This is a genomic window from Bradyrhizobium lablabi (genome assembly GCF_001440475.1).
Classification (GTDB): Bacteria; Pseudomonadota; Alphaproteobacteria; order Rhizobiales; family Xanthobacteraceae; genus Bradyrhizobium; species Bradyrhizobium lablabi.
Window position 1 is genome coordinate 1 of the sequence record NZ_LLYB01000129.1, and the last position, 26,609, is coordinate 26,609.

Genomic DNA, 26,609 nt, shown 5'->3' on the forward strand with positions numbered 1-26,609 from the left:
CGGCCGCGGGCGCTGCCGCCTTCGGTGCCGCAGTGTCGGCCGGCTTCGCCGCCGCCGGGGCCTCCACCGCGCGTACCGCGCCCTGGCAGCTCGATGACAGGCTCGACATGTTCTTCTGCAGGCATTGCAGCGATGCCTCGCCGCCCGGCGGCACGCTGGAGCAATGCGCTATGTAATCAGAACGGCACTGCGACTTGATCGCGTCACGTTGCGCCTGGGTCGGCGCTTGCGCAAGCGCGGGTGCTGCAATTGCGAATATCGCGGCCGCCAACAGCGGCCCATACGTTCTCGCACGCGTCAACGTGTTGATCATTTGAATAATCCTTTTGTCGTCGCCGGAAGCCCGCCGCTTCAACCGAAGTGATAATCTCGAAAGCGCCTAAAGAAAAAATCGGCCTGCATCATTTTCGCTTTCCGGTTCCGCTGCAAGCGGATTGTTGCTATTTTCATGGGGTAGCGGAAAGCCAGTTTTTGAATAAAGCCTTTTCCAGAACAGAACCTATTGGGGCACTGAAAATGAAGGCTTCGCGTTCGCCTGCACGCTCGGAATCATACGGCACCGCCGCACAAAGAGGCGCCGCCGCTTGGCGTGCGGGTTTCGCAATTGCGGCGATGGGTCTCTTAAGTGCCTGCGAACAAAATGCTTTTGTCCCGCCGCCGCCGCCGAAGGTCGACGTCGCGGTACCGGTGCAACGGTCCTTCACGCGCTATCTGGAGGCGACCGGCAATACCGCAGCATTCAAGAACGTCGATCTGGTCGCGCGCGTGCAAGGCTTTCTGCAATCGATCAACTACAAGGACGGCGCCTATGTGAAGGAAGGCACGTCGCTGTTCACGATCGAGCCTGATACCTACAAGCTGAAGCTCGAACAGGCGCAGGCGGCCGAATCCGGTGCGCAGGCAACGCTGAGGCAGGCCGAGGCGGACTTCAAGCGCCAGCAGGAGCTGGTTCAGCGGCAAGCCGTTTCCCAGGCCACGCTGGATACTTCGACGTCGACGCGCGACAACGCGCAGGCGAGCTTGTTGCAGGCCCAGGTCAATACCAAGATCGCGGCGGTGAACTATGGTTATACCAATGTGGCCGCGCCTTTCGACGGCGTCGTCAGCGCGCACCTCGTCTCCATCGGTGAACTCGTCGGGGCATCGTCGCCGCCGACGCAACTCGCCACCATTGTGGCGCTCGAACCGATCTATGTGAATTTCAACGTCAATGAGCAGGACGTGCTGCGGATTCGGGCGGAAGCCCGTCAGCGCGGGATGACGGCTGATGATCTCAGGCAATTGCCAGTCGAAGTCGGGTTGCAGACCGAGACCGGGTTTCCGCACAAGGGCAACCTCGACTACGCGGCCGCGACACTCAATCAGTCGACGGGTACGCTTCCCGTGCGTGGCGTGCTGGCCAATTCCGACCGCGCGTTGCTGCCGGGGTTCTTTGTCCGCGTCCGCGTGCCTGTGGATCAGGTGGAGAACGCGCTGTTCGTGCCTGATGTCGCGCTCGGCGCCGATCAGGCCGGACGCTATCTGCTGGTCGTGAACGGCGAAAATATCGTCGAACAGCGCAAGGTGCGGGTCGGGCCGCTGGACGGCGGGTTGCGCGTGATCGAGGAGGGGCTCAAGCCCGACGATCGCGTCGTCACCGCCGGGCTGCTGCGCGCGATTCCCGGCCAGAAGGTCGATCCGCAACTGAAGAAGATCGAAGCACAGCCTGCTGCAGCCAAGTAGGAGCCGGCCATGATTTCGAAGTTTTTCATCGAGCGGCCCGTTCTTTCCAACGTCATCGCGATCCTGATGATCCTGATCGGCGGCGTCTGCCTGCTCCGGCTCGCCGTCGCGCAATATCCTGAGGTCGTGCCGCCGACGGTGCAGGTCACCACCCGCTATCCCGGCGCCAGCGCGAAAACCGTGATCGATACGGTGGCACTGCCGATCGAGCAGCAGGTCAACGGCGTCGAGGACATGCTCTACATGCAGTCCTACAGCGGCGCCGATGGCACCTATACGCTGACGGTTACGTTCAAGATCGGCACCGACCTCAACTTCGCGCAGGTGCTGGTGCAGAACCGGGTGTCGAGTGCGCTGGCGCAACTGCCGCAATCGGTGCAGAATCAGGGCGTCACGGTGCAGAAAAGATCGACGGCGATCCTGCTGTTCGTGACGCTGAGCTCGCCGAATGCGACCTATGACAGCCTGTTCCTGAGCAACTACGCCACCATCAACATTCGCGATGAACTCTCGCGTCTGCCCGGCGTCGGCAACGTCACCGTGTTCGGTGCCGGCCAGTATTCCATGCGGGTCTGGCTCGATCCGAACAAACTGTATGCGCGCAGCCTGATGCCGCAGGACGTGATCAACGCGATCCAGCAGCAGAGTCAGCAGGTCACCGCGGGCCAGGTCGGGGCACCGCCAACGCCCGCAGGGCAGGCGTTCCAATTTACGCTGAACGTCAGTGGACGGCTCACTGACACCAGCGAGTTCGAGAACATAATCGTCAAGACCGGCACTAGCGGTGATGTCACGCGCGTCCGCGACGTGGGCTGGGTCGAGCTCGGCGCCCAGACCTACAGCCAGGTGTTCTCGCTTAACAACAAGCCGGCCACCGGCATCGGCGTGTTCCAGTCGCCCGGCGCCAACGCGCTCGAGGTTCAGCAGGCCGTCGAGAAGAAGATGCAGCTGCTCGCGAAGGCGTTTCCGCAGGACGTGGTCTACGCTACGCCGTTCGATACCACCAAATTCGTCTCGGAATCGATCAATGAGGTCTACAAGACGTTGATCGAGGCCGGCCTTCTCGTCCTCGTCGTGATCCTGATCTTCCTGCAGGACTGGCGCGCGATGCTGGTGCCGGCGACCACGGTGCCGGTGACGATCATTGGCGCTTTTGCAGCGATGGCGGCGCTCGGCTTCACCATCAACATCTCGACGTTGTTTGCGATCGTGCTCGCGATCGGCATCGTGGTTGATGACGCCATCGTCGTGGTCGAAGGCGCCGCGCACAATATCGAGAAGGGCATGTCCGGCCATGACGCCGCGATCAGCGCGATGAACGCGCTGTTCGCGCCGATCATCGGCATCACGCTGGTGCTGATCTCGGTGTTCCTGCCCTCGGCGTTTCTGCCGGGATTGACCGGGCAGATGTATGCGCAGTTCGCGCTGGTCATTGCCGCAACCGCGCTGCTCAGCGCCATCAATGCGGCGACGCTGAAGCCCACGCAGTGTGCGTTGTGGCTGCGGCGGCCGGTGCCGCCGGAGCAACGCAACTTCTTCTATCGCGGCTTCAACGCGGTCTATAACCGCATAGAGGCCTGGTATAGCCGGCTGATCGGCCGTCTTGTCGCGCACAGCAATATATCCGTCATCTGCGCGCTGATCCTGATCGCCATCGGTGGCTACGGCCTGTCGCGGGTGCCAACCGGCTTCATTCCGATCGAGGACCAGGGCTATCTCCTGGTCGCCGTGCAATTGCCCGACGGCGCCGCCCTCGATCGCACCCAGCGTGTGCTCGACCGGGTCAGCGAGATAACCGGCAAAACCGCGGGCGTCGATCAGGTGATCACCATTGCCGGCATCTCCGCGCTCGACAATTCTTCCAGTCTCGCCAACGCCGGCGTCGCCTACCTGATTCTGAAAGAGTGGAGCGCGCGCGGCGCGGGCGAGGATTTGCGGTCGCTGTTCGTCGGATTGAACGAGAAGCTCTCGGTGATCGACGAGGCGCGGATTCTGGTGGTTCCGCCGCCGCCGATCCAGGGCATCGGCAACGCCGCCGGCTTTGCGATGCAGGTGCAGTTGCGCGACGGCAGTTCCGACTTCAGCAAGCTGCAGGCCATCACTGGCGCGATCGTCGCCAATGCGTCGTCACAGAGCGCGCTGCAGCGGGTCAGTTCGCCGTTCCGCTCGACGGTGCCGCAGTTCGACATCGAGGTGGACCGGATCAAGACCCAGACGCTGCATGTCACGACCGACCAGATCTTCTCGACGCTGTCGTCCTACATGGGTTCGACCTTCGTCAACCAGTTCAACAAGTTCGGCCGTACTTTCCAGGTCTATGCGCAGGCGGACGCGCAATTCCGCCTGACGCCGCGTGACATCCAGAACATGATGGTGCGTAACAGCAATGGCGACATGATCCCGCTCGGCACGGTGGCCAAGATCACGCCGGCGGTCGGCCCCTCACTGATCAGCCTGTACAATCTCTATCCTTCCGCAACCATCATCGGCTTGCCGGCCACAGGTTACAGCTCCGGCCAGTCGATGAAGCTGATGGAAGAGATCGCCGCGAAGACCTTGCCGCCGGGCACGGGCTTCGAGTGGACGGCGATGTCGTACCAGGAGAAGGTGGTCGGCGGCCAGATCTATTGGGCGTTCGGCCTCGCCCTGCTGCTGGTCTATCTCGTTCTGGCCGGGCAATATGAAAGTTGGTACGCGCCGATCTCTGTCATCCTCGCGGTGCCGCTATCCTTGCTCGGCCCGATGATCGTGCTGACCGGGCTCCGGATCGAGAACAACCTCTATACCCAGATCGGCATCATCCTGTTGATCGCGTTGTCGGCCAAGAACGCCATCCTGATCGTGGAGGTGGCGCTCGAGCTTCATGTGCGCGACCGCAAGCCGCTCTTGGAATCTGCGGTCGAAGCGGCACGGGCGCGATTCCGGCCAATCCTGATGACGTCGTTTGCCTTCATCTTCGGCATGATCCCGCTGGTGCTCGCGACCGGCGCCGGCGCCAATGCGCGGAAGTCGATCGGCATCACCGCGTTCTCGGGCATGCTGGCCTCGACCTGTCTGGCCGTGCTGTTCGTGCCGACGTTCTTTGTCGTGATCCAGCGGTTCGAGAACTGGCTGAAGGAGCGGAAGGCGAAGAAGGCGGGGACGCAGGCGATCCCGCAGATGGAGTAAACCGTGTGTCGGCACGCGTCGTGGCCGAGGCGTCATGCGCAAGGCGTTCACCAGGGACGGCATCAAGCCCGGTCTGACGGAACCAATATTCCGGTCTGATGTTTGTTAGCGGCCACGTGCGACGCTCCACGTCAACGTGGCGTTGCTTCGCGTACTCCCCAAACGCCTGCCTGTCCGCCGATTGCCGCTTCGTTCGGAAATCAGGATGGCAGATTGAAAGTAAACAAGAAAAACCGGAGGAAGCTTTCCATGACTAACCGCCGTGATTTTCTGAAGGCCGGTAGCGCGGCCGTCGCTACCGGGATCGTCTTCTGCAATTGTGGTCTGCTGCACAGCGTGCAGGCCCAGCAACCACGCCAGACCCTGCCGGTCAGGGTCGCCGGACAACGGGTCAGAACGATCGACGTCCACTCCCACTGCCACTTCCGCGAAGCCGGCGCGCTGCTCGGCGCCGATGCTGCCGCAGCCCAGCTTCCGCCGGTCAACGGCGCGGAGGAGGCCTTCATCGAAATCGACCGGCGGCTCGCCGCCATGGATGCCCAGGCCGTCGACATGGAAGTGCTGTCGATCAATCCGTTCTGGTACAACCGCGAGCGCGATCTGGCCGGCCAGATCGTGAAGATACAGAACGAAAAGCTGGCTGAACTCTGTGCCTCAAAGCCCGACCGGTTTGCAGCTTTCGCCTCCCTCACCCTGCAGGCGCCCGATCTTGCCGTGCAGGAACTCGAGACCGCGGTGAAGAAGCAGGGCTTGAAGGGAGCCGCGATCGGCGACGTCGTCAACGGCATGGAATTCTCCGATCCGAAGTTCCACCCGGTGTGGGCCAAGGCGGAAGAACTCGGCGTGCCCCTGTTTATTCATCCGCAGGGCATTCCCGAGCTCAGCAAGCGATTGAGCGGCAATGGCTGGCTTGCCAACACGATCGGCAATCCGCTGGGAACGACGCTGGCGCTCTCGCACCTTATCTTCGAGGGTACCTTCGACCGCTTTGCCGGGCTGAAAGTGATCGCAGCCCATGGCGGCGGCTTCCTGCCCTCTTATGCCGATCGTTCGGATCATGCTTGTCTGGTCGGTCCCAAAGGCTGCAATCCGAACGTGCAGCTCAAGAAAAAGCCGACCGAATACCTCAAGCAGATCTATTTCGATTCGCTGATCTTCTCACCCGAGGCGATCCGCCATCTGGCAGCCCAGGTTGGCGCCAGCCAGATCGTACTGGGCAGCGACTACCCGTATCCCTGGCAGCTCAATCCGGTGGGCCACATTTTCGACTCTGCATCGCTCAGCGACGACGAGAAAGCCGATATCCTCGGCCGCACCGCCGAAAGACTGTTCAATCTGGAGCGGTCCGTCGGACAAGCACGGTGAAGGGAGATGGCCGGGCATAGGTGAGCGGAAGCCACGCGGCTGTTCGGACGGCCACGCCCGGCCATGACGTCCCTACACCCGCACCATCCGCTTGCCGCGGTTCTCGCCGGCGAGCAGGCCGATCAGGGCTTTCGGGGTGTTCTCGATGCCGTCGATCACGTCCTCTTGCACTTTCAATTTGCCTGACGCGACCCAGGACTGCAGGTCCTTCAATGCCGCGGCGCTCTGGTCCATGTAATCCATCACGATGAAGCCCTGCATGACGAGGCGCTTCACCACGATCAGGCCGGGCACGCCGCGCGGGCCGTGCGCCGACGGCACGCCGTCATATTGCGAGATCGCGCCGCAGCAGGCGATGCGGCCGCGGTTGTTCATCAGCGACAGGCAGGCTTCGAGAATGTCGCCGCCGACATTGTCGAAATAGACATCGATGCCCTTGGGGGCGGCAGCGCGCAGCGCCTTGAAGGTGGCGCCGTCCTTGTAGTCGACCGCGGCATCGAAGCCGAGTTCGGACGTCAGCCACCGACACTTGTCCTTGCCGCCGGCAATGCCGATGACGTTGCAGCCCTTGATCTTGGCGATCTGGCCGACGATCGATCCGACCGAGCCGGCGGCCGCCGACACCACGACAGTCTCGCCTTCCTTCGGCTTGCCGACATGCAACAGGCCAAAATAGGCGGTGAGGCCGGCGATGCCGTAGACGCTGAGCAGATGCGTCATCGGTTCCATCTTCGGCATCTTGTTCAGATGCTTCGCCGGCACGGCGGCATAGTCCTGCCAGCCGGTGTCGCCGAACACGATATCTCCCGGCGCTAGTCCCGGCGCATTCGAGGACACGACTTCCGCGATGCTGCCGCCGGCCATCACCGTGTTGGCCTCGACCGCAGCGCGGTAGGTGGCGCCGTGCATCCAGGCGCGGTTGGCGGCGTCGAGCGAGATATAGCGCGTCCGTACCAGCACCTCGCCGTCCTTCGGCGCGGGAACGCTGCCGTTGACCATCTTGAAATGCTCAGGCCCCAGCTTGCCGGTCGGCTTCTCGACCAGCAGGATCTGACGATTGACGGTGTCGCTCATGACGTTCTCTCCCTCCGTATTATTCTTCCCGTGGTATTTTTGATGCAACTGACTGCGCATGAAGCGTTCAGCTGCACAGATTGTGCGCTGCATGAACGCTAGTCGGCGTGTGCGCTTTCTACAACAGGAACATTCCGGCAAATCCGGCAAGTCCCGACGGCTGTTGCATCGGTTACGAAATCTGCCAAGCTTGCCACTGCCGGTTGCCAAGAGACGGGGGCATGAATGTCCAACAGGTTTACGCAACTCATCCTGATCGCGATGGCGCTCGGTATCGTGATGGGCACGGTGGTTTTCAACTACATGCCCGACAGCCGCGTCGAGATCGCGGCATCCGTCAACCTGATAGCCATGCTCTTCCTGCGCCTGATCAAGATGATCATCGCGCCGCTGGTGTTCGCGACCCTCGTCGGTGGCATCGCGCATATGGGTACCGGCTCCAAGCTGGGCCGCGTGTTCGCCAAGACGATGGGCTGGTTCGTCAGCGCCTCCTTTGTCTCGCTGCTGCTTGGCCTCGTCATGGTCAACCTGCTGCAGCCCGGCGCCAATTTTCCCGGCACGCTGCCCGAAAAGGGACAATCGACCGGCCTGCCGGTCTCGGCCTTCTCGATCGAGAAATTCCTGACGCATCTGATCCCGACCTCGATCGCGGATGCGATGGCGCAGAACGAGATCCTGCAGATCGTGGTGTTCGCCGTGTTCTTCGCGGTCGCGCTCGGCGCTTTGCCGGATCGCGCCAAGCCCATGCTGGGGCTGATCGACGACCTCGCCCATATCATGCTGAAAGTCACCGGCTATGTAATGCTGTTCGCGCCGATCGCGGTGTGGGCGGCGATCATGGCGACAGTGTCGAAGAACGGCCTCGGCGTGCTGTGGAAGCTGATCGTGTTCATGGGCGGCTTCTATCTCTCGCTGATGATCCTGTGGGTCATCCTGATCGTGGTCGGCTTCATCGTGATCGGGCCGCGATACAGCCATTTGCTGCGCCTGATCCGCGAGCCGCTGATGATCGCGTTCTCGACGGCGTCGTCGGAAGCCGCCTATCCGAAGACGCTGGAAGGCCTCAACCGCTTCGGCGCCTCGTCGCGGATTTCGGCCTTCGTGCTGCCGCTCGGTTATTCCTTCAACCTCGACGGCACGATGATGTACTGCACCTTCGCCGCCGTCTTCATCGCGCAGACCTACCACATCGACATGTCGCTCGGCACGCAGCTCGCGATGCTGGCGACGCTGATGATCACCTCCAAGGGCGTTGCCGGCGTGCCGCGCGCATCGCTGGTGGTGATCGCCTCGACGCTCAGCCAGTTCGGCATTCCCGAGGCCGGCTTGTTGATGATCATGGGCATCGATACCTTCCTCGACATGGGCCGCAGCGCCACCAACGTGATCGGCAACTCGCTGGCGACCGCCGTGGTGGCGAAATGGGAGGGCGAGCTGAAGCCCGAGCATGAGCTTGGACCGGACGATATCGTTCCCACCGACGCCGTTCCGGGCGCCCCGCTGCCGGCCCATTGATGGGAGGGATGCATGCATCCAATTCCAATGAGACTGGCCGGGATTGGCGGAGTGCTGCTGGCGGCTTGCCTGCTGGCAGCCCCGGCGTCGGCGCAGACCGCCGCCGAAGGGCTTAGCCCGACGCTCGCCAACATCAAGCGAACGCATGTCGTGCGTCTCGGTTATCGCGAAAGCTCGCCGCCGTTCTCGTTCCTCGACCACTCCAACCGGCCGATCGGCTACAGCCTCGAGCTGTGCGAGGCCATCGTCGAGGAGATCGGCGTCGAGGTCGACGACGCCAATCTCAGAATCGAATACGTCAAGGTCACTTCCGACGACCGCATCCCGGCCGTGACGGAAAACAAGATCGATCTCGAATGCGGCTCGACCACGGCCAATGCCGAGCGCGCCAAGCTGGTGGCGTTTTCGCCGCTGATCTTCGTGGCCGGCACCAAGCTGATGGTGCCGAAGGCGTCCACCATCTCCGCGCCCACCGACCTGAAAGGCAAAACGGTGGTGGTCACCAAGGGCACCACCAACGAGCAGGCGATGCACACGGTCGACAAGAAGTTCTCGCTTGGCTTGAACATCGTGACGTCGCCGGATCACGAGCAGTCCTACCAGATGCTGGCGGACGGCAAGGCGGATGCGTTCGCGACCGACGACATTCTGCTCTACGGCCTGATCGCGCGCCACAAGACCCAGGACAAGTTCAAGGTGACGGGTGAATATCTGTCCTACGATCCCTATGGCATCATGTTCCGCAAGGGTGAGCCCCAATTGAAGGCGGTGGTCGAGCGCACCTTCCGCAAGCTCGGCTCGGGGCGTGACCTGGTGCCGCTCTACAACAAATGGTTTGTGGGGCGGCTGCCGACCGGCGAGAAGCTCGGCGTTTCGATCTCGCCGCAGCTCGAAGAGGCGTTCAAGGTGCTCGACGATACGCAGGGATCGAGCAATTAGCTGAGATCGCCCCCCATGGTGAGGAGCCGCAACGCGGCGTCTCGAACCATGCAGGCCACAGATGGGCCTGCATCCTTCGAGACGCGGCCAATGGGCCGCTCCTCAGGATGAGGAGCAACAGCGGATCGCCTGTCAGAAGAACTTCAAGTCTTCCGCGCGGCCGCCTTTCGCGACCGTCGCATATTCGATCGCGAGGAACAGGCCGCCAGCCACATAAATTCTTTTCGTCTCCGCTCGCGCCAGTTCCTGCGAGAGCCGCACCGCATCCTCGATCGATGCCGCGACATGAATGCTCGCCTTGGGATTGGCGAGACGGGCCGCGGCTGCGATGTCCTGCGCCGCGGCTCCCTTGTGATGCGCCGCTGTGCAGATGATGGTGCCGAAGGACGGCGCCAGCGCGCCAATGATCTCGTCAGCCTTCTTGTCGCGCGAAGCGCCGGTGACGAGGATCCAATCCTCGGCGCCGTGGATCGCCGTGAGGCCCGCGAGGGATTGCCTGATACCATCAGGCGTATGGCCGACGTCGATCACGGTGAGCGGATCTTGCTGGATCACTTCCAGGCGGCCGGGCCACCGCGCGTCACGCAGGCCCGAACGGATGGCCGTTTCGATCCGCTCGTGATCCCTGCGCGGGTGGCGTTGCAGCCAGAGCAGAAACAGCGTCGCTGCGATGGCGGCGTTGTTGAACTGGAACGCGCCGGGCAGGCTCAACTCGATGCCGGGGAAATCGTGATCTCCGAAATGGAAATCGAAATGCTGGCCTGAGGCCGCGGCAACCTCATTGTCGATGCCGATCTCGTCGCGAACGAACAGCGACGTGCAGCCGCGCCAGCGATTATATTCGACGAGATGCCGCCGCAGGCCGCCGCAGTTCTCGCCATAGATGATCGTGCCGCCGGCAGCGCAGGCGTCGCTCTTGTCGGATACGATCAGCTCGAGCGTGTTGCCGAGTAATTCGACATGCTCGTAATCGACCGAGGTGACGCAGGTTTCGCGGGCGCCGATCAGGCGCACCGGATCGTAGCGCCCGCCGATGCCGGCCTCGAACACGGCGAGATCGCATCCGCGCTTCTGGAAGTGCAGGCAGGCGAGCGCGAACAGCGCTTCGAAAGCGCCGAATTGTTCGCCGCGACGCTTCGCGACATCGGCGACCGCGGCCTCGACCTGAGACTTCAGTCGGGCGAATACGTCGTCGCCGATTTCTGCGCCATCGACCTGGATGCGTTCGTTGAAACGAAACAGATGAGGGGAAGTGAAGAGCCCCGTGCGCAGACCGTAGGCGCGGCCGATTCCAGCGCACATCGCCGCCGTGCTGCCCTTGCCGTTCGAGCCGGTCACCACGACCGAGATGCGGCGCAGCCGGGCGCGATCGACGGCCAGCACGTCCAACAATTCCGCCATGCGCGCAAGGCAGATGCCGTCGCCGTATTTCGGCAGGTCAAACACTACAGCAATCCCATGGCGGAAAAGGTGTGATGCCAGATCTTCAGGATCAGGTCGCCGCGATTGGAATCTTCCAGCAGTCGGATCGCGGGGTTTGCATTCACTTCGATGATCTCGATTGTCTCCGGATTGCCGTCGACATCGACGAACATGTCCACGGCCGCGACACGAAGCCCGAGCGTGCGGGCAGTCTGCCGCGCCAGCGTAACCGCCTTTTCGGAAGGCGCCGGCGCCAGCACCATGGTGCCGCCCGCGCTCAGGTTCATCCGTCCGGGGATCTCGCGGCGCTCGCCCTTCGCCGGCACCGCTTCGAGCGATGGATCGTTGCCCGGTAGCGCAGCGGGCGACAGTCCGCGGGCGCGCAGGGCGTCGTTATGGGCATTGAGCAGTTCGCGAACGCTGTGCACGCCGTCGCCTGCGATGGACGGTGGATATTTTCGCGCGCAGTAGAGCGCGTCATCGTCGAGCAGGAAGACGCGATACTCGATCCCCTCGACGATAGGCTGGATCAGGACCGCGTCGTAATACTTCATCACGTCGTCGAGATAGCGAATGAGCGCTGTTTCGCCGTGAACGGCCTGCGCGAAATCGCCACGCGATCCCGTGAGTGGTTTGACAAAGGCCGTGCCGCCCAGCTTCGCGAAATGGTCGATCGCATCGCTGCGCTCATGTCCGGCCGGGCGATGCGCGCGATGGCGGTCGTGCAGGAAAAAGTATTCGCCGCCGAGCGCCGGCACGCCGGCGTCGCGCAGAATCCGGCTTGCGAAATACTTGTCTGATACCAGCGTCGAGGCGGTGGCATTGTTCTGCGGATACCAGGAGCATCGGCCGGCGCCGAAATGAAGCAGCCGGTCGCGCGAGGCGACGGCAAACAGCAGTCCCGAGCCGCCGTCGAGGTCGCGAAACTGCAGCCCGAATTCGGCGCAGGCAAATTCCGCATAGACCGACTGGTCCGGATAGAAGCCCGGTTTTCCCGTTCGAAACTCGCTTGGGCTTCGCATGCGATCTCTTTTGAAACGTTCTTAATTTGCCGTAGTCATTTATTGCCAGATGGGTGCCGAATTCAGCAAGTTAATTGCGTGGAGGCGGCATTAACGAAGCCAATCGAACCTTTTTGCAAAATAGACCGACAGCTATTCCGAGTTCTCAATTGTGCTGTAAGTCATATTGACTATGTGTGTGCCGTGCGCAAATGAAGCGCCAAATCGCCGATGATTTCGCTGATTTTTGGCACTTTGAGGCCCGAAAACCGAAACGTTCTACACCGAGACGTCAGGAAAAACGAAAACACATGAGCGCGTTCTATCGAGAGAAAGTTCTTTCTGTCCGCCACTGGACCGACACGCTTTTCAGCTTCCGGGCAACCCGCGATTCCGGCTTCCGCTTCCAGAACGGCCAGTTTGCGATGATCGGCCTCGAGGTTGAGGGACGCCCGCTGCTGCGCGCCTACAGCATGGCGAGCGCCAATCACGAGGAAGAGCTCGAATTCTTCTCGATCAAGGTTCCCAACGGTCCGCTGACCTCGAAACTGCAGAAGATCCGCGAAGGCGATGAGATTCTGGTCGGCCGCAAGGCGACCGGCACGCTGATCACCGACAATCTGATTCCGGGAAAGCGCCTGCTGCTGCTGTCGACCGGCACGGGGCTGGCGCCGTTTGCGAGTCTGATCAAGGATCCGGATGTCTATGAGCGCTACGAGACCATCGTGCTCGTCCATGGCTGCCGGCAGGTTTCCGAACTCGCCTATGGCGAGGACCTGGTCGCCACGCTGCGCGACGACGAATTGTTCGGGCCGCTGTTGTCGGAGAAGCTTCTGTACTACCCGACCGTGACCCGCGAGCCGTTCCGCAACCGCGGCCGCATCACCGATCTGATCTCGTCCGAGCAGCTGTTCAACGACATCCACCAGTCGCCGCTCGACATCGAGACCGACCGCATCATGATGTGCGGCAGCCCGGGGATGCTGGAAGAACTGAAGCAGATGTTCGAATCCGGCGGCTTCATCGAAGGCAGCGGCAGTAAGCCCGGCCATTTCGTGATCGAAAAGGCGTTCGTCGAGCGCTGATAGGTTTGTCGTCATCCCGGGGCGCGTCGAAGACGCGAACTATGGTGCGCAATTGCGCACCTGAGGATCTCGAGATTCCGGGTCTGGTCCTTCGGACCATCCCGGAATGACGGGCGGCCCGGTAGCCCGCTCCATTCCCCCACTGCTATAACGACTCCCGAACGTCGCGCGGCGTATCCGGCGCGACGATGAGGGAGTTTCGCGCGTGTCGCTTCTCGAGCAGACCGGCCGGGCCAAGACCGCCTTCGTGTTCGCAGGCGGCGGCAGCTTCGGCGCCATCCAGGTCGGCATGTTGCAATCACTCGCCGCCTATGGCGTGACGGCGGACATGGTGGTCGGCAGCAGCGTCGGCGCGCTGAACGGCGCGTTCTATGCCGGCGATCCCACGCCTGACGGCGTGCAGCGGTTGGCCTCGATCTGGCGCGGATTGCAGCGGCACGATGTGTTTCCGATGAGCTGGCGGACGGTGCTGAGCTTCCTGTGGCGCCGCGATTTCCTGATACCCCACGACGGCATCCGCAAGCTGATCGACGATCACATTCCCTATCGCAATCTCGAAGAGGCGAAGCTGCCGGTGCACATCGTCGCGACCAACATCATCTCCGGTGACAGTGTGGTGTTGTCGGAAGGCTCCACGGCGGAAGCGATCGTTGCGTCCACCGCGATTCCCGGCGCGTTCTCGCCGATCCGCTACAAGGACACCTATCTTGCCGACGGCGCGATCTCTTCCAACACGCCGGTTCAGGTCGCGGTGACGCTGGGCGCAAAACGCCTGATCGTTCTGCCGACCGGGCATGCGTGCGCCAACCAGGCCCCGCCGGTCGGCGCGGTCGCCAATGCGCTGCACGCGCTGACGCTCCTGATCGCGCGCCAACTGGTCAACGAGCTTGAAATGCTGTCGCCCGACATCGAGTATTACGTGGTGCCGCCGCTATGTCCGCTGGTCGGATCGCCTTACGATTTCTCGCGCACCGCCGATCATATCGACCGTGCCATTCTCTCCACCGACGCCTGGCTGGCCCAGCACGGCCTGCAGCAAGGCAGGATTCCGCACGAGATGCGGCTGCATAGCCACTGAGTGGCCGGGCGATGGGGCCGCCACGCTGCACTGCAAAAGGTCGCCGATTTGGTCGCCTGGTGACCCCGCAAATTTTATTCAAGCCGCCGTCACGTTCCCGTATGCCGCTCCGTATATCGTGTAGCGCTCGTTCCGGCGGTTGGACTAAGCTGGTGCCGACGACGCGACAATTCGGCTGAGGGGTTCCATGGAAACAGTGCTGCTTCCGTTCTCGCCACGCTACATCGTGCTGACGATCTGCGCTGTCGTGACGGCATTACTGCTCGGTATCGGGATTTTCGATCATAACCCGAAGGTGTGGGAAATTCTGCTGATCCCGATCGGGATTTTCGGCGCGCTCACGCTGCTCGGCATTCGCGATCTCCTGCAGAAGAACCATGCCGTCCTGCGCAACTATCCGATCTCGGCGCATATTCGTTTCCTGCTTGAAGAGATCAGGCCGGAGATACGGCAATACTTCTTCGAGAGCGAGAAGGACGGCATGCCGTTCTCCCGCGATACCCGCGCGCTGGTCTATCAGCGCGCCAAGATGCAGCTCGACAAGCGGCCGTTCGGCACCCAGGAGGACGTCTATCGCGAGGGTTACGAGTGGATGCATCATTCGGTGGCGCCGAAGGCTCATGGTGGCGCGGAATTCCGGGTCACAGTCGGCGGCCCCGATTGCACCAAGCCGTATTCGGCATCGGTGTTCAACATCTCGGCGATGAGCTTTGGCGCACTCAGCCCCAACTCCGTGCGCGCACTCAACACAGGCGCCAAGAAGGGCGGCTTCGCGCATGACACCGGGGAGGGCGGTGTCAGTCCCTATCACCGCGAAAACGGCGGCGACCTGATCTGGGAGATCGGCTCCGGCTATTTCGGCTGCCGCAACCGCGACGGTTCGTTCAATCCGGAGGAGTTCGCCCGCGTCTCGAACGACGACCAGATCAAGATGGTCGAACTCAAGATCAGCCAGGGCGCCAAGCCCGGACATGGCGGCGTGCTGCCGGCGGCCAAGGTCTCCGAGGAGATTTCCAGGATCAGGGGCGTGGCGATGGGCGAGGATTGCATCTCGCCGGCCACCCACCGGGCGTTTTCGACGCCGCTGGAGATGATGGCCTTCATCGCCGAGATGCGCCGGCTGTCGGGCGGCAAGCCGGCCGGATTCAAGATGTGTATCGGTCACCCCTGGGAATTCCTGGCGATCTGCAAGGCGATGCTGGAGACCGGCATCTATCCCGATTTCATCGTCGTCGACGGCAATGAAGGTGGCACCGGCGCGGCTCCGCTGGAGTTTATGGATCATCTGGGCATGCCGATGCGCGAGGGCGTCAGTTTCGTCCACAACGCGCTGATCGGCATCAATGCCCGCGACCGCATCAAGATCGGCTGCGCCGGCAAGATCGCGACCGCCTTCGACATGGCGCGCGCCATGGCCATCGGCGCGGACTGGTGCAATTCCGCGCGCGGATTCATGTTCGCGCTGGGCTGCATCCAGTCCTTGAGCTGCCACACCGATCGCTGCCCGACCGGCGTGTCGACGCAGGATCCGATCCGCGCCCGGGCGCTGGTGGTGCCGCTCAAGACCGAGCGGGTCTACATGTACCATCATGCCACCCTGCACGCGCTGTCAGAGCTTCTCGCCGCCGCCGGTCTCGACCACCCGAAGCAGCTGCGGCCGATCCACTTCTCGAAGCGCACCTCGAGCACGGAGGTGATGTCATTCGCGAAACTTTATCCGGCGCTGCGTCCGGGCGAGCTGCTCGAAGGCACCCAGGACCCGCGCTTCCGCGATGCCTGGGCGATGGCACGCGCGGATTCGTTCCAGCCGGCGGGATAAAAATCCTGGCGGTTTCCCACGCGCTCTTGAATCTCGCAGGGCTGGCTTTCTGGTAGGGTTTGCCCACGCGTTGAAATGAAATCTGCCAGAAAGCGGTAATGCTCTACTTCGAACTCGGGATCGTGACGATCCTGATCGTCACCAACGGCCTGCTGTCCATGTCGGAGCTGGCCATCGTGTCGTCGCGGCCGGCGCGGTTGGCGGCGCTCGCCGAACGAAACGTCAAAGGCTCCCGCCGCGCGCTGGTGCTGGCGTCCGACCCCGGAAAATTTCTCTCCACGGTGCAGATCGGCATCACGCTGATCGGCGTGCTGTCGGGCGCGTTTTCCGGCGCTACGCTCGGCCTGCGCCTGACCAACATGCTGACCGAGGCCGGATTGTCGCAGGGCCCGGCTGATGCCATCGGCGTCGGCGCCGTGGTGGCGGTGATTACCTATGCCTCGCTCATTATTGGCGAACTGGTGCCCAAGCAGATCGCCCTGCGCGACCCGGAATCGGTGGCGGTGCGGGTGGCGCCTTACATGATGCTGCTGGCGAAGGTCTCGTTGCCCGCCGTCTGGCTGCTAGACCGCTCCGGCAAGGCGCTGTTGTGGCTGCTGGGTCAGCGCGGCGCCGCCGGCGATAAAGTCAGCGAGGACGAAATCCGCACGCTGGTGGTCGAAGCCGAGAATGCCGGCGTGCTCGAGCCCGGCGAAAAGGAAATGATCGCGGGCGTGATGCGCCTCGGCGATCTTCCCGTCGGCGCCGTGATGACGCCGCGCCGCGAGGTCAGCATGATCAACCTGACCGACGACATGCAAACCGTTCGCGCCGCGCTCGCCGCCAGCAGCCATTCCCGTTTTGTGGTGTTCGATCCGGCCACCGATGCCGCGGTTGGCATCGTTCAGGCCAGGGATATGCTGGACTGCTATCTGTCGGGGCAGACGCCTGACATCGCCAAACTGGTCCGCGCCGCTCCGGTCATCCCCGAATTTCTCGATGCGAGGGACGTCGTCGCCATCCTGCGCGACTCCAGCGTCCATATGGGGCTGGTCCACGACGAATATGGCGGGTTCCAGGGCGTGGTGACCAGTGCCGACATCCTGGAATCGATCGTCGGCGGCTTTCACACGGAGGAGGGGCCGCCGGAAGCCGCCGCCACCAGGCGTGACGACGGTTCGTATTTGATCTCGGGGTGGATGTCGGCCGTCGAGTTCGCTTCGCTGCTGAAGTTCGAGTTGCCGGCGTCCCGCCATTACCAGACGGTTGCCGGATTCCTGCTCAACCATTTCGGCCGGATTCCCGATGTCGGCGATCACATCGAGGTGGATGGTTGGCGTTTTGAGATCGTCGATCTCGATGGCCGGCGGATCGACAAGCTGCTGGCGACCAAGATCAGCGATGCCTCGGTTCAGGCAGACGCGTGAGTAGCTGCGTAGATGAGCCCGTGGTGTAGCCCGGATGAGCGGAGCGACATCCGGGACTTTTCTCGCGCGCGGATGGCGTTGCCCCGGATCTCGCTTTGCTCATCCGGGCTACGTGTTGGTGCGCAACAACTAAAACTCCCCGTGCAGCCTCCCGGAGAACACGTGGACCGGGCCGCGGTCGGCGTTGTAGGCGGGATTGGTGACGAACTGGTAGTCCGCCGTCACCGTGATCGCCTTGGTGAGTGCGTAGGCATAATAAGTTTCGAGGATGCGTTCCTTGCGGTAATTGAGCTGGCCGTCGCCGATCAGGGGGCCTAGTCCGCCGGCGGCGAGGAAGTCGCGGTGATCGCGCGAGATTGAGTTGATCGCGCCGGCGATGCCGATGGTGTCGTCGGGCCGTCCCCACTTGGTGCCCTTGATCGAGGTGCCGAGTGACAGCGAGGCGTCGATGTCGGTGAACGACATGATCTCGGTCTTGCCGTTGTTCCAGCTCCAGCGGCCGAACAGGCCGATGTCGTCGGTGACCGACTGCTCGACGTTAAAGACGTAACCGTATTTGAGCCGGCCCATGCGCGTCAGCGCGATGTCCATATTGAGCGCCGGATCGTTCAGCGTGTCGCGATAGCTGCCGGAATTGGCGCTGCTGACCCAGCCGATGGTGCGCAGCTTGCCCGGCCGGTTGAAGATCGAATAACGCGTCTCCAGCTCGGCGACATACTGGCCGCGGCGGAAGACCTGCGTATCGAAACTGTTGGAGTTGGATACCCCGCCGATCATGAAATAGCCGGCGCGCAATGCCCATTGCTTCTGGTTGAGCTCGGCGGTGAAGCCATAGGTCAAACCAAGCTTGTCGGCGGCATAGTCGAAGGCGCCGGGCGCCCAGATCGACCAGTTCATGAAATCGCGGCGGGTATCCTTGGCGTAGGAATTGCCGTCAAAGACGTCGCCGACCGAGAACTTGCCGGCCTGCAGCGTCAGGCGGTTGACGTCGGCCTTGCCCGCAAGCTGTTGCTGCCCGCTGGCAAGCTCCTCCTGCTCGCCGCCGAACCCGAAGGTCTGGCGCACATAGAGCCGCGAGGTGTTGTAGTGCGGGTAGGGGAAGTTCGACTTCTGCGCCTCACCGCTGGTAAAGCCGGCGACGCCGACGGTGTCGCTGAGGCCAAAGCCCTGCAGCAGTTCGGGATTGTAGTAGACCTCGCCGCCTTCCCAGAGCCTTGCGTTCAGGTAAAGGCTGTTGCTCCAGGTCGCCTGCGCCTGCCGCGCCGGCGTCAGGCTGTTGGTGCCGGTATAGGGCGCGCGGAATGCCGGATAGCCTTGACCCAGATAGGTGCTCTGGCCGTGAATCTCCCACCGATCGGATTCCGGATCGGTCAGGTCTGACTTTGGCGTGCGGCTGTTCGATCCCGGCCAGTCGACCTTGCGGTTGAGGCCGATGCGGATCTGCTGGAAATCGAGGGTGGAGGTGTGCTCCGCGCCTGAGGGGAAGCGGACGTTGGCGCGATCGAACTGGCTGTAGAGATATTCGAGCTTGACGCTCCAGTGCGGCGCGAAGGCGTATTCCACGCCGGCGCCGGCGGCCCAGCCGGGGCGCACGTTGATGATCTTCTGGTCGGTGCCGACGTCGGGCGTGTTGACGAAGCGCTCGCCGGCAAAGGCGAAGCCGCCGGTGGCGTAAAACAGCCAGTGGCCACTGGCGTAGCCGATGCGGCCGCGCAAGGTGCCGGCATAGTCGAAGGCCTCGACGACCTCGGAACGCGCGCCGGTCAGCGTGGAGACGATCTTGTTGGAGATCATGTAGTTCGGAAACGTCAGGTCGGCTTCGACGCCGAGCAGCAGGCCGGACGGCAGCTGAACATTGTAGCCGCCCTGGACGCCGCCGATCATGCCGCTGAACACGCTGTTGTTCACCGAGACCGCCAGCGGATCGGACAGCACCGCGCTCGAGGAGCCGCGGCTGTAGCCCGTGTGGCCGCCGATATAGAAGCCGCTCCAGTCGAACGCCGGACGAAGATAGGGTGCCTTCAACGGCATGTCGGCCGCGATCGCAGGGCTGCCGAGCGCCAGCGCGCCGAACGCGGCCCCGGCCAGCGCATAATTCAGGGATCGGCGGTTGCGGTTCACAGTCCTGATATTCCCGACGCTACGTTTGCTGTCGTCGCCCGCCATCACCGCAGATTCGAACGCCTGCCGCCATCGAACAAATGAAGTCATCAACCTGTGGCCCCCAATTCCCACGGTTCTCCCGGCCGCGTCGGACCGGAGTTCCCGCCATTCACGCTGCGATCCTTATTGCGAATAGTTCGCAATAGCAAGAAGGGGGCGGCCACTGTGGTTCGATGGCATCCTTATGTGACGCGGCTGCAACAGCCGTTGCGATATTGCGGGTGGGGAGGAGCGTCAGTTCGGACAGATGGGCTGACAGGTGTTCGGAGACATGGCTGACAGATCGACAGGCGTCGGGAGTGACGGTTGATTGCCGGTCCGCGCAAAAAAAGGTTGACCCGCCCGGTGGGACGCCGGGCGGGTCGTGTTCGGCACGGGGGTGGATGAGGCGCCCGTGCCGGACGCAAATCCACGACAAATCGTTTTCGAGCGAAGTGGTCTTCCGGTTCGCGTGAAGAAAACGCGTCGAACAAGAAGAAGCGTGTTCAGGGACTGCTGTGGTTTGCTTGGGGAAAGAAGACGCTTCTCAAACCAAGTCAGCCGAAGAAATCAGTAAGCGCAGGTCCGGACGCGGCCGATGTAATTGCCGTAGGCGTCGAACTGGCGAACCCAGCCGCAGCGGCGATAGCCATCGTAGTAATAGCCGGGGCCGGAAGCTGCGATCGCGGTGCCGACGATGGCTGCGCCAACGAGGCCGGCGCCAACACCCCAGTGCAGCGGCTTGGCCTGAGCCTGCGTGGAAGCCATGCCGCCGGTGACGGCAAGGGTAGCGAGAGCGATAGCGGCGAACTTGGTCTTGATCGACATGGAAGTCTCCATCCTGTGTTGAGCGGCCATTGTGGTCCGCATGCCCAGTTGGACGGAGCGCTCTTGAAAGCGGTTCGAAAAGCCTGCCGGAAATATGGTTTCGTCAATTATTTCTTAGTAATTACAAGCAGTTAGGCGATAAAATCTCAGCGTCCCCTTTTTCGAAGAAACAATTCCGGATCGAATGTGTCGACATCCTCGAGCAATTCGCAGAACGCGCGTGCGCCGTGATCAAGCAATTGTTCACCCTTCTCCGCGGAAGCCTTGGTGGCGTCGCCGACCGCACCGCTTTCGTTAAGGTCCTGCGCCTGCCATGCGAAGGGGACCGGCCGATGCGCGGAGAGCCAACGCAATTTTTTCTCCATCGCAATGCTGGAGGGTTGAAAATTGGCGATCGCTTCCTTCCGCACGGTGTGCGGATAGCGCGCCAGCATGATCGACGTCTCGACCGCGCCGCCATGAATGCCGTGACGGATTTCCTCCGCGGAAAACAATCCGTCCGGCGTGCCGAAGCGCGACCAACTCGTCGTCACCACGAGCAGGCCGTGATGCGCGCGCAGATCCTGCGCGACCAGCGACATCGCCGCGCTGTTGCCGCCATGGCTGGTGACGATCACGAGCTTGCGGATTCCTGCTTGTGCGACGCGCTCGCCGATCGCCATCCACGCCTTCAATGCGACGTCGGTCGGCAGCGTCTGTGTTCCCGCATAGTCGATATGCTCGGTGGAAATGCCGACCGGCTGCATCGGCAGAAAGGTGACGGGCAGTGCCACAGGCACCAGCTCGCGCACCCGCGTCAGATAGGCTTCCCCAATCAGGACATCGGTTTCCAGCGGCAGATGCGGGCCATGCTGCTCGGTTGCCGCCAGCGGCAGCACCGCGATCCAGCGCGCGGCCTCGGTCCTGGCGACCTCAGGCCAGTGGATCTCGGTCCAGTCGTGGGGCGGAACGGTTGTGGCCATCGAGCGAAGCGTTTCTTTGGATGAATTTGCAGGGTAGTTTGTTAGATAGTCCGGGAATTGATCCAATCCCTGGATAAAGCCGTGGGGACGATATCCACGTCCACTGCCTCCATCATGGGCCAGAACGATCGACGGAGTCCAACCATGAACCCGGCCTTTTTGCCGCGAGCGTTAACCGCAGGTCTTCTGGCGCTGGTCTCGGCCCTGACACCTGTGCGCGCCCAAACCCTCGACAAGGTGTCATTTGGAACCAACTGGGTCGCGGAGGCCGAACATGGCGGCTTCTTCCAGGCGGTCGCGGACGGCACCTACAAGAAATACGGCCTCGACGTCACCATCGTTCCCGGCGGCCCCAATACCAACAACCGCATCCTGCTGACCGCCGGCAAGCTCGACTTCTTCATGAGCGCGAACACGCTGCAATCCTTCGATGCCGTCTCCAACAACGTGCCGCTGATTGCGGTCGCCGCGATCTTCCAGAAGGATCCGCAGGTTTTCCTGACCCATCCGGAAAGCAAAATTTCAAAACTCGAAGATCTCAAGCCGCTGACGCTCCTGGTGTCCAAGGAAGGCGTGGCGAGCTACTTCCAGTGGCTGAAGTCCGAATACGGATTCAACGAGAGCAAGGTGAAGCCCTACACCTTCAATCCGCAGCCCTTTATCGTGAACAAGCAGAGCGCGATGCAGGGCTATGTCACCTCGGAGCCCTATGCCGTGGAGAAGACAGCGGGCTTCAAGCCCGGCGTGATCCTGTTGGCCGATCACGGCTTCAACGCCTATTCGACGCTGATCGAAACCCGCCGCGAGATCGTCGACAAGAAGCCGGACCTGGTGCAGCGCTTTGTCGATGCCTCCGTGATCGGCTGGTACAATTATCTCTACGGGGACAATTCGGCCGGCAATGCGATGATCAAGCAGATGAACCCGGAAATGACCGACGAACTGCTCGGCTATTCCGTCGACAAGATGAAGGAATACGGCATCGTCGATTCCGGCGACACCTTGCGCGACGGCATCGGCGCCATGACCGACGCGCGGGTGGCGAGCTTCTTCGACAAGATGGTGCGGGCCGGCGTGGTTCGCCGCGACATCGACTACCGCCAGGCCTACACGCTGCGCTTCGTCAACAAGGGCGTCGGTCTCGACCTGCGGCCGAAGAACTGACGCGAGATGGCGGAGCCCGCATTGTCCGAGACGGATGTCGACGCGGCGGACCTTGCGGTGCGCCTGCGCGCCGTCATCAAGACCTATGATAGCGGCGTGACCGCGCTCGGGCCGCTCGATCTCGACATCGCAAAAGGCGAATTCGTTTCACTGCTTGGGCCTTCCGGCTGCGGAAAGTCCACCGCGCTGCGGCTGATCGCAGGACTGGCTGCGCCGAGCGCGGGCACGGTGGACGTTTCCCATCGCGCCAGCAAAGCGGATGGGCGCCATCCCATCGGCTTCGTGTTTCAGGAGCCCACCCTGATGCCGTGGGCGAGCGTGCGCGACAACGTGCGCCTGCCGCTGAAGCTGGCGCACGTAACAGTGACGGAAGCCGGCCGGCGCATCGATGAAGCGCTGGCGCAGGTGGGATTAGCCGAATTCGCCGATGCCTATCCGCGTGAATTGTCCGGCGGCATGAAGATGCGGGTCTCGCTGGCGCGCGCGCTCGTCACCGATCCGGATATTCTGCTATTGGACGAGCCGTTCGCGGCGCTCGACGAGATCACGCGCTTCCGGCTCAACAACGATCTGCTTGAGCTGTGGCGCAAGTTGCACAAGACCGTCATCTTCGTCACCCATTCGGTGTTCGAGTCGGTCTACCTGTCGCAGCGGGTGATCGTGATGACGGCGCGGCCGGGCCGGCTTGCCCGCGAATTTCGCGTCACGACATCAGAGCCGCGCAGCGAGCAGTTTCGCACCTCGGCGGAGTACGCTGCCCACTGCCGCGAGGTCTCCGGCGCGCTCGCGCCGTCCTATTCCGGGCAGCGCGGCGCATGAGTTCCCTGCAGAACATCGGCCGCATGCTGCTGCCCGTTGTCGTGCTGGCGGTGGGCCTGGCGCTGTGGGAGCTCGTGGTCCGCGTCAACGACATCCAGCCCTATGTGCTGCCGAGCCCTTATGTCGTGTTTCAGACGCTGGTCAGCGACTGGACCGTGCTGTCGGAGTCGCTCGGCGTCACCCTGCTCACCACGCTGGAAGGTTTTATCGCCGCCGCCGTCGGCGGCATCGCGCTGGCGCTATTGTTCAACCAGTCGAAATGGCTGGAATATTCGCTGTTTCCCTATGCGGTCATCCTGCAGGTCACGCCTGTCATCGCAATTGCGCCGCTATTGCTGATCTATCTGCCGCAGCAGACCGCGGTCATCGTCTGCGCCTGGATCGTGGGATTCTTCCCCGTTCTGTCCAACACCACGCTCGGGCTGAATTCGGTGGATCGCAATCTGGCAGGGTTGTTTCAGCTCTATGGCGCGTCGCGGCTGCAGACGCTGCGGTACCTGAAAATGCCGGCGGCGCTGCCTTATATCCTCGGCGGCTTGCGGATCGCGGGCGGGCTGTCGCTGATCGGCGCCGTGGTCGCCGAAATCGCGGCGGGCTCCGCGGGCTCGGGCTCCGGCCTTGCGTTCCGGATCGCCGAGTCCGGTTACCGCCTCAACATTCCCCGAATGTTCGCGGCGTTGTTGTTGCTGTCGGTGGCCGGGATTGTCATCTATGGGCTGCTGGCGCTAGGTTCGCACTTGGTATTACGGCGCTGGCATGAAAGCGCGCTTGGAAAGGAAAATTAATGGCTGCCGCTGATATTTCGTCCGAGAAGATCGATCTCCTGATCTATGGCCCGGTCAGGCCGATCCTGGAAAACGGCTTTTCGGACCAGTACGTCCTGCATATGGCGGAGAGCCGCGCCGACCTCGAACGATTGACGCCGGATACGGTCGCGAAGATCAGCGGCATGGCGGTGACCTATCACATGGTGCCGGCGGACGCGAAGGCGCTGTCGCATTTCCCCAAGCTCGAAATCGTCGCGAGCTTCGGCGTCGGCTATGACCACGTCGACTCCGCTTATGCGCGCGAGCACAATATCGTCGTCACCAACACGCCCGACGTGCTGACCGAAGAAGTCGCCGACGTCGCCATGGGGCTGCTGATCTCGACCTTGCGCGAATTCGTCAAGGCCGACCGCTATCTGCGCTCCGGGCTGTGGCAGGCGCAGAACTATCCCCTGAGCGTCGGTTCGTTGCGCGACCGCAAGGTCGGTATCGTCGGCATGGGCCGTATTGGACAAGCGATCGGTCGTCGGCTGGAAGCCTCGCTTGTGCCGGTGTGCTATCACTCGCGCAACCCATCCTCGGCCGTTTCCTACAAGCATTATCCTGACCTTCTGGAAATGGCGAAAGACGTGGACACGCTGGTCGTGATCGTGCCCGGCGGCGCTTCCACCGCCAAGATGATCAATGCCGACGTGCTCAAGGCGCTCGGTCCGCGCGGCGTCCTGATCAACGTCGCCCGCGGCTCCGTCGTCGATGAGCCGGCACTGGTCGCGGCGCTGAAATCCGGCACCATCCTTGCGGCCGGGCTCGACGTGTTCGCCAACGAACCGAACGTGCCGGACGAGCTGAAGGCCATGCAAAATGTCGTGCTGCTGCCACATATCGGCTCGGCTTCCGTGGTAACGCGTAACGCCATGGATCAGCTCGTCGTCGACAATCTGAAGAACTGGTTCGCCGGCAAGGCGCCGTTGACGCCGGTTCCGGAAACCCCGGTAAAGGGACGCTGATGTCGCGCAGGTGTTCAGGCATCGCGGCAGCGCTGACGGCGCTGCTTACGCTTGCGTCGCAGGCAGCGGCGCAGGATGCCTCGACCCTGAAGAAGGACATGATCGGGCAGTGGGAGCTCGCGACCACCGAACGCAGCAAGACCTGTGTCATTACGCTGAAGAGCGACGCCACGCCCCAAGGGCTCAAGCTCGAGCTTGAGCCCGGCTGTCCAAAGGCGTTGCCCTTCACCAAGGACATCACGGCCTGGAACATCAAGGGGCTGGATATCGTTCGGCTGCAGGATGCGGCAGGCCAGCCGGTGATCGACTTCACCGAGGTCGAGAGCGGCATCTTCGAAGGCTTGCGGACCGGCGAGGGCGTCTACATCCTGCAGAACCTCGCCGCCGCGCGCTCGCTCGCCAAGTCGATGGATCAGATGATCGGCGACTGGTCGATGGTCCGCGGCAACGGCCGGCCGATCTGCGGCCTGACGCTGACCAACACCGAAGCGACCGGCGATAATTTCCAGGTGTTCCTGAAGCCGAAATGCGATCCCGCGGTCGCTGCCTTCGCGCCGACGGAGTGGCGGCTCGATCGTGGGCAAATGATCCTGACGTCGAAGACCGGCGAAAGCTGGCAGTTCGAGGCCGACGACAATGCGCAGTGGCGGCGCGTGCCCGATACCGCCGATCCCCTGATCATGCTGCGGGGGCAGTAGCGTCCAGACGTTCGGATCGTGAACCAGGGCGTGGACTCAAAAGTCAGGCGCTCACTCTTGGTCGCGCCTGATGTCGGCTCATCGCTCCACATCAGCATAAGAGCCGACATCGCCGGAGGTCGCCGAAGGGCCAAGAGGCGACATCGCCGGCTCAGCCTGATATGAAAGAGGCCGCCAACTGAGGCGGCCTTTCGCATGATCATGCACACATTAGAACTCGATGCCAGCAGTTGGAGAACTGCCCAGGATTTTCGATCAGCCCTTAAGGCAGCAATAGGGGCGCCGGACTGGCATGGCGAGATAGCCGCCGCCTTCTTGGATTCCATTTTTGGAGGCAGCATGAATGCCATCAAACCTCCCTATGTCATCAAGGTCGTGAACACGGCGCACATTGCACCAGAACTTAAGGAACTGATCCGCGATTTTTCGTCGGCGATTGAGGAAACACGAGCGCGTAGGCTTGCGCGTATAGGCGAGGATGTCGCGGTTAGTCTTGAGATCGGGAATTAGGACACCCCCCAAACCGTGCCATGTCCGTTTGGGGTCAAAAGCGGCGTTTAGAAAGTCAGCCAGTCACTTCCGGTTCACCCCGATAATCGGACGTCATCGGCGTCGGCCATCTCTTCGC

Annotated in this window: 21 protein-coding genes and 1 pseudogene; 15 read left to right on the forward strand and 7 right to left on the reverse strand. The window is 62.4% G+C overall.

The window, feature by feature from the left end; translation table 11 throughout:
* Positions 1-313, reverse strand: a pseudogene (locus tag CQ14_RS42975) (cysteine rich repeat-containing protein); the annotation flags it as partial.
* A 299-nt stretch (positions 314-612) separates the two neighbouring features.
* Between CQ14_RS42975 and CQ14_RS38175 the strand changes: the two are divergent.
* From CQ14_RS38175 to CQ14_RS38185, 3 genes are all read left to right on the forward strand, one after another.
* Entirely contained in the window at positions 613-1,722 is a 1,110-nt protein-coding gene (locus CQ14_RS38175) for an efflux RND transporter periplasmic adaptor subunit (RefSeq protein ID WP_057862901.1), read from the forward strand.
* A gap of 9 nt (positions 1,723-1,731) precedes the next feature.
* Entirely contained in the window at positions 1,732-4,890 is a 3,159-nt protein-coding gene (locus CQ14_RS38180; protein WP_057862902.1) for an efflux RND transporter permease subunit, read from the forward strand.
* Between the two features lie 249 nt (positions 4,891-5,139).
* Positions 5,140-6,255, forward strand: coding sequence for an amidohydrolase family protein (locus CQ14_RS38185; protein ID WP_057862903.1), 1,116 nt, complete (start codon positions 5,140-5,142; stop codon positions 6,253-6,255).
* A gap of 72 nt (positions 6,256-6,327) precedes the next feature.
* Here the strand turns inward: CQ14_RS38185 and CQ14_RS38190 are convergent, their stop codons facing one another.
* Complete coding sequence (locus CQ14_RS38190) at positions 6,328-7,329, reverse strand: NADP-dependent oxidoreductase (RefSeq protein ID WP_057862904.1); 1,002 nt, start codon at positions 7,327-7,329, stop codon at positions 6,328-6,330.
* A 225-nt stretch (positions 7,330-7,554) separates the two neighbouring features.
* On the opposite strand from CQ14_RS38190, the gene CQ14_RS38195 reads away from it, so the two are divergent.
* Together CQ14_RS38195 and CQ14_RS38200 are read left to right on the forward strand one after the other, a co-directional pair.
* Positions 7,555-8,844, forward strand: coding sequence for a dicarboxylate/amino acid:cation symporter (locus CQ14_RS38195; RefSeq protein WP_057862905.1), 1,290 nt, complete (start codon positions 7,555-7,557; stop codon positions 8,842-8,844).
* A gap of 12 nt (positions 8,845-8,856) precedes the next feature.
* Positions 8,857-9,783, forward strand: coding sequence for an amino acid ABC transporter substrate-binding protein (locus CQ14_RS38200; RefSeq protein WP_057862906.1), 927 nt, complete (start codon positions 8,857-8,859; stop codon positions 9,781-9,783).
* 132 nt (positions 9,784-9,915) lie between these two features.
* Here CQ14_RS38200 and CQ14_RS38205 read toward each other — a convergent pair whose 3' ends face one another.
* Positions 9,916-11,229 (reverse strand): bifunctional folylpolyglutamate synthase/dihydrofolate synthase, encoded by a 1,314-nt coding sequence (locus CQ14_RS38205; protein ID WP_057862907.1) that lies wholly within the window; start codon positions 11,227-11,229, stop codon positions 9,916-9,918.
* Entirely contained in the window at positions 11,229-12,227 is a 999-nt protein-coding gene (locus tag CQ14_RS38210) for a hypothetical protein (protein WP_057862908.1), read from the reverse strand. Before CQ14_RS38210 ends, CQ14_RS38205 begins: the two co-directional genes overlap by 1 nt.
* 290 nt (positions 12,228-12,517) lie before the next feature.
* On the opposite strand from CQ14_RS38210, the gene CQ14_RS38215 reads away from it, so the two are divergent.
* From CQ14_RS38215 to CQ14_RS38230, 4 genes are all read left to right on the forward strand, one after another.
* A complete protein-coding gene (locus CQ14_RS38215; protein ID WP_057862909.1) occupies positions 12,518-13,291 on the forward strand; it encodes a ferredoxin--NADP reductase in 774 nt (257 codons plus the stop codon).
* A gap of 205 nt (positions 13,292-13,496) precedes the next feature.
* The gene (locus CQ14_RS38220; protein ID WP_057862910.1) at positions 13,497-14,369 is read left to right on the forward strand and encodes a patatin-like phospholipase family protein; all 873 of its coding nucleotides are present in this window, start codon (positions 13,497-13,499) and stop codon (positions 14,367-14,369) included.
* Positions 14,370-14,556: 187 nt separating this feature from the next.
* A complete protein-coding gene (locus CQ14_RS38225; protein WP_057862911.1) occupies positions 14,557-16,188 on the forward strand; it encodes an FMN-binding glutamate synthase family protein in 1,632 nt (543 codons plus the stop codon).
* A 98-nt stretch (positions 16,189-16,286) separates the two neighbouring features.
* Positions 16,287-17,594 carry a hemolysin family protein gene (locus CQ14_RS38230; protein ID WP_057862912.1) on the forward strand — a complete coding sequence of 436 codons (1,308 nt, stop codon included), beginning with the start codon at positions 16,287-16,289 and terminating at the stop codon, positions 17,592-17,594.
* Positions 17,595-17,723: 129 nt separating this feature from the next.
* Here the strand turns inward: CQ14_RS38230 and CQ14_RS38235 are convergent, their stop codons facing one another.
* From CQ14_RS38235 to CQ14_RS38245, 3 genes are all read right to left on the reverse strand, one after another.
* Positions 17,724-19,625, reverse strand: coding sequence for a carbohydrate porin (locus tag CQ14_RS38235; RefSeq protein ID WP_057862960.1), 1,902 nt, complete (start codon positions 19,623-19,625; stop codon positions 17,724-17,726).
* Positions 19,626-20,306: 681 nt separating this feature from the next.
* Positions 20,307-20,564 carry a hypothetical protein gene (locus tag CQ14_RS38240; protein WP_057862961.1) on the reverse strand — a complete coding sequence of 86 codons (258 nt, stop codon included), beginning with the start codon at positions 20,562-20,564 and terminating at the stop codon, positions 20,307-20,309.
* A 146-nt stretch (positions 20,565-20,710) separates the two neighbouring features.
* Positions 20,711-21,526 carry a creatininase family protein gene (locus CQ14_RS38245; protein WP_057862913.1) on the reverse strand — a complete coding sequence of 272 codons (816 nt, stop codon included), beginning with the start codon at positions 21,524-21,526 and terminating at the stop codon, positions 20,711-20,713.
* 144 nt (positions 21,527-21,670) lie between these two features.
* Here CQ14_RS38245 and CQ14_RS38250 point away from each other — a divergent pair, with 144 nt between their 5' ends.
* The 6 genes from CQ14_RS38250 to CQ14_RS38275 all read left to right on the forward strand — a co-directional run bounded on the left by CQ14_RS38250 (position 21,671) and on the right by CQ14_RS38275 (position 26,491).
* The gene (locus tag CQ14_RS38250) at positions 21,671-22,690 is read left to right on the forward strand and encodes an ABC transporter substrate-binding protein (protein WP_057862914.1); all 1,020 of its coding nucleotides are present in this window, start codon (positions 21,671-21,673) and stop codon (positions 22,688-22,690) included.
* Positions 22,691-22,711: 21 nt separating this feature from the next.
* Positions 22,712-23,509, forward strand: coding sequence for an ABC transporter ATP-binding protein (locus tag CQ14_RS38255; protein ID WP_245320860.1), 798 nt, complete (start codon positions 22,712-22,714; stop codon positions 23,507-23,509).
* Complete coding sequence (locus tag CQ14_RS38260) at positions 23,506-24,294, forward strand: ABC transporter permease (RefSeq protein WP_057862916.1); 789 nt, start codon at positions 23,506-23,508, stop codon at positions 24,292-24,294. Before CQ14_RS38255 ends, CQ14_RS38260 begins: the two co-directional genes overlap by 4 nt.
* Positions 24,294-25,283 carry a 2-hydroxyacid dehydrogenase gene (locus tag CQ14_RS38265; protein WP_057862917.1) on the forward strand — a complete coding sequence of 330 codons (990 nt, stop codon included), beginning with the start codon at positions 24,294-24,296 and terminating at the stop codon, positions 25,281-25,283. Before CQ14_RS38260 ends, CQ14_RS38265 begins: the two co-directional genes overlap by 1 nt.
* Entirely contained in the window at positions 25,283-25,981 is a 699-nt protein-coding gene (locus CQ14_RS38270) for a protease inhibitor Inh/omp19 family protein (RefSeq protein ID WP_057862918.1), read from the forward strand. Before CQ14_RS38265 ends, CQ14_RS38270 begins: the two co-directional genes overlap by 1 nt.
* A 195-nt stretch (positions 25,982-26,176) precedes the next feature.
* Positions 26,177-26,491: a barstar family protein gene (locus CQ14_RS38275; protein WP_057862919.1), complete on the forward strand. Its 315-nt coding sequence runs from the start codon at positions 26,177-26,179 to the stop codon at positions 26,489-26,491.
* The last annotated feature ends 118 nt before the right edge of the window (positions 26,492-26,609 follow it).

What these genes read in the sequence shown, in the direction of transcription:
- CQ14_RS38175 (WP_057862901.1), top strand. Translation starts at nt 613, where the DNA reads ATGGGTCTCTTAAGTGCCTGCGAACAAAATGCTTTTGTCCCGCCGCCG.
- CQ14_RS38180 (WP_057862902.1), top strand. Translation starts at nt 1,732, where the DNA reads ATGATTTCGAAGTTTTTCATCGAGCGGCCCGTTCTTTCCAACGTCATC.
- CQ14_RS38185 (WP_057862903.1), top strand. Translation starts at nt 5,140, where the DNA reads ATGACTAACCGCCGTGATTTTCTGAAGGCCGGTAGCGCGGCCGTCGCT.
- CQ14_RS38190 (WP_057862904.1), bottom strand. Translation starts at nt 7,329, where the DNA reads ATGAGCGACACCGTCAATCGTCAGATCCTGCTGGTCGAGAAGCCGACC.
- CQ14_RS38195 (WP_057862905.1), top strand. Translation starts at nt 7,555, where the DNA reads ATGTCCAACAGGTTTACGCAACTCATCCTGATCGCGATGGCGCTCGGT.
- CQ14_RS38200 (WP_057862906.1), top strand. Translation starts at nt 8,857, where the DNA reads ATGCATCCAATTCCAATGAGACTGGCCGGGATTGGCGGAGTGCTGCTG.
- CQ14_RS38210 (WP_057862908.1), bottom strand. Translation starts at nt 12,227, where the DNA reads ATGCGAAGCCCAAGCGAGTTTCGAACGGGAAAACCGGGCTTCTATCCG.
- CQ14_RS38215 (WP_057862909.1), top strand. Translation starts at nt 12,518, where the DNA reads ATGAGCGCGTTCTATCGAGAGAAAGTTCTTTCTGTCCGCCACTGGACC.
- CQ14_RS38225 (WP_057862911.1), top strand. Translation starts at nt 14,557, where the DNA reads ATGGAAACAGTGCTGCTTCCGTTCTCGCCACGCTACATCGTGCTGACG.
- CQ14_RS38230 (WP_057862912.1), top strand. Translation starts at nt 16,287, where the DNA reads ATGCTCTACTTCGAACTCGGGATCGTGACGATCCTGATCGTCACCAAC.
- CQ14_RS38235 (WP_057862960.1), bottom strand. Translation starts at nt 19,625, where the DNA reads ATGCCGTTGAAGGCACCCTATCTTCGTCCGGCGTTCGACTGGAGCGGC.
- CQ14_RS38240 (WP_057862961.1), bottom strand. Translation starts at nt 20,564, where the DNA reads ATGTCGATCAAGACCAAGTTCGCCGCTATCGCTCTCGCTACCCTTGCC.
- CQ14_RS38245 (WP_057862913.1), bottom strand. Translation starts at nt 21,526, where the DNA reads ATGGCCACAACCGTTCCGCCCCACGACTGGACCGAGATCCACTGGCCT.
- CQ14_RS38250 (WP_057862914.1), top strand. Translation starts at nt 21,671, where the DNA reads ATGAACCCGGCCTTTTTGCCGCGAGCGTTAACCGCAGGTCTTCTGGCG.
- CQ14_RS38260 (WP_057862916.1), top strand. Translation starts at nt 23,506, where the DNA reads ATGAGTTCCCTGCAGAACATCGGCCGCATGCTGCTGCCCGTTGTCGTG.
- CQ14_RS38265 (WP_057862917.1), top strand. Translation starts at nt 24,294, where the DNA reads ATGGCTGCCGCTGATATTTCGTCCGAGAAGATCGATCTCCTGATCTAT.
- CQ14_RS38270 (WP_057862918.1), top strand. Translation starts at nt 25,283, where the DNA reads ATGTCGCGCAGGTGTTCAGGCATCGCGGCAGCGCTGACGGCGCTGCTT.
- CQ14_RS38275 (WP_057862919.1), top strand. Translation starts at nt 26,177, where the DNA reads ATGATCATGCACACATTAGAACTCGATGCCAGCAGTTGGAGAACTGCC.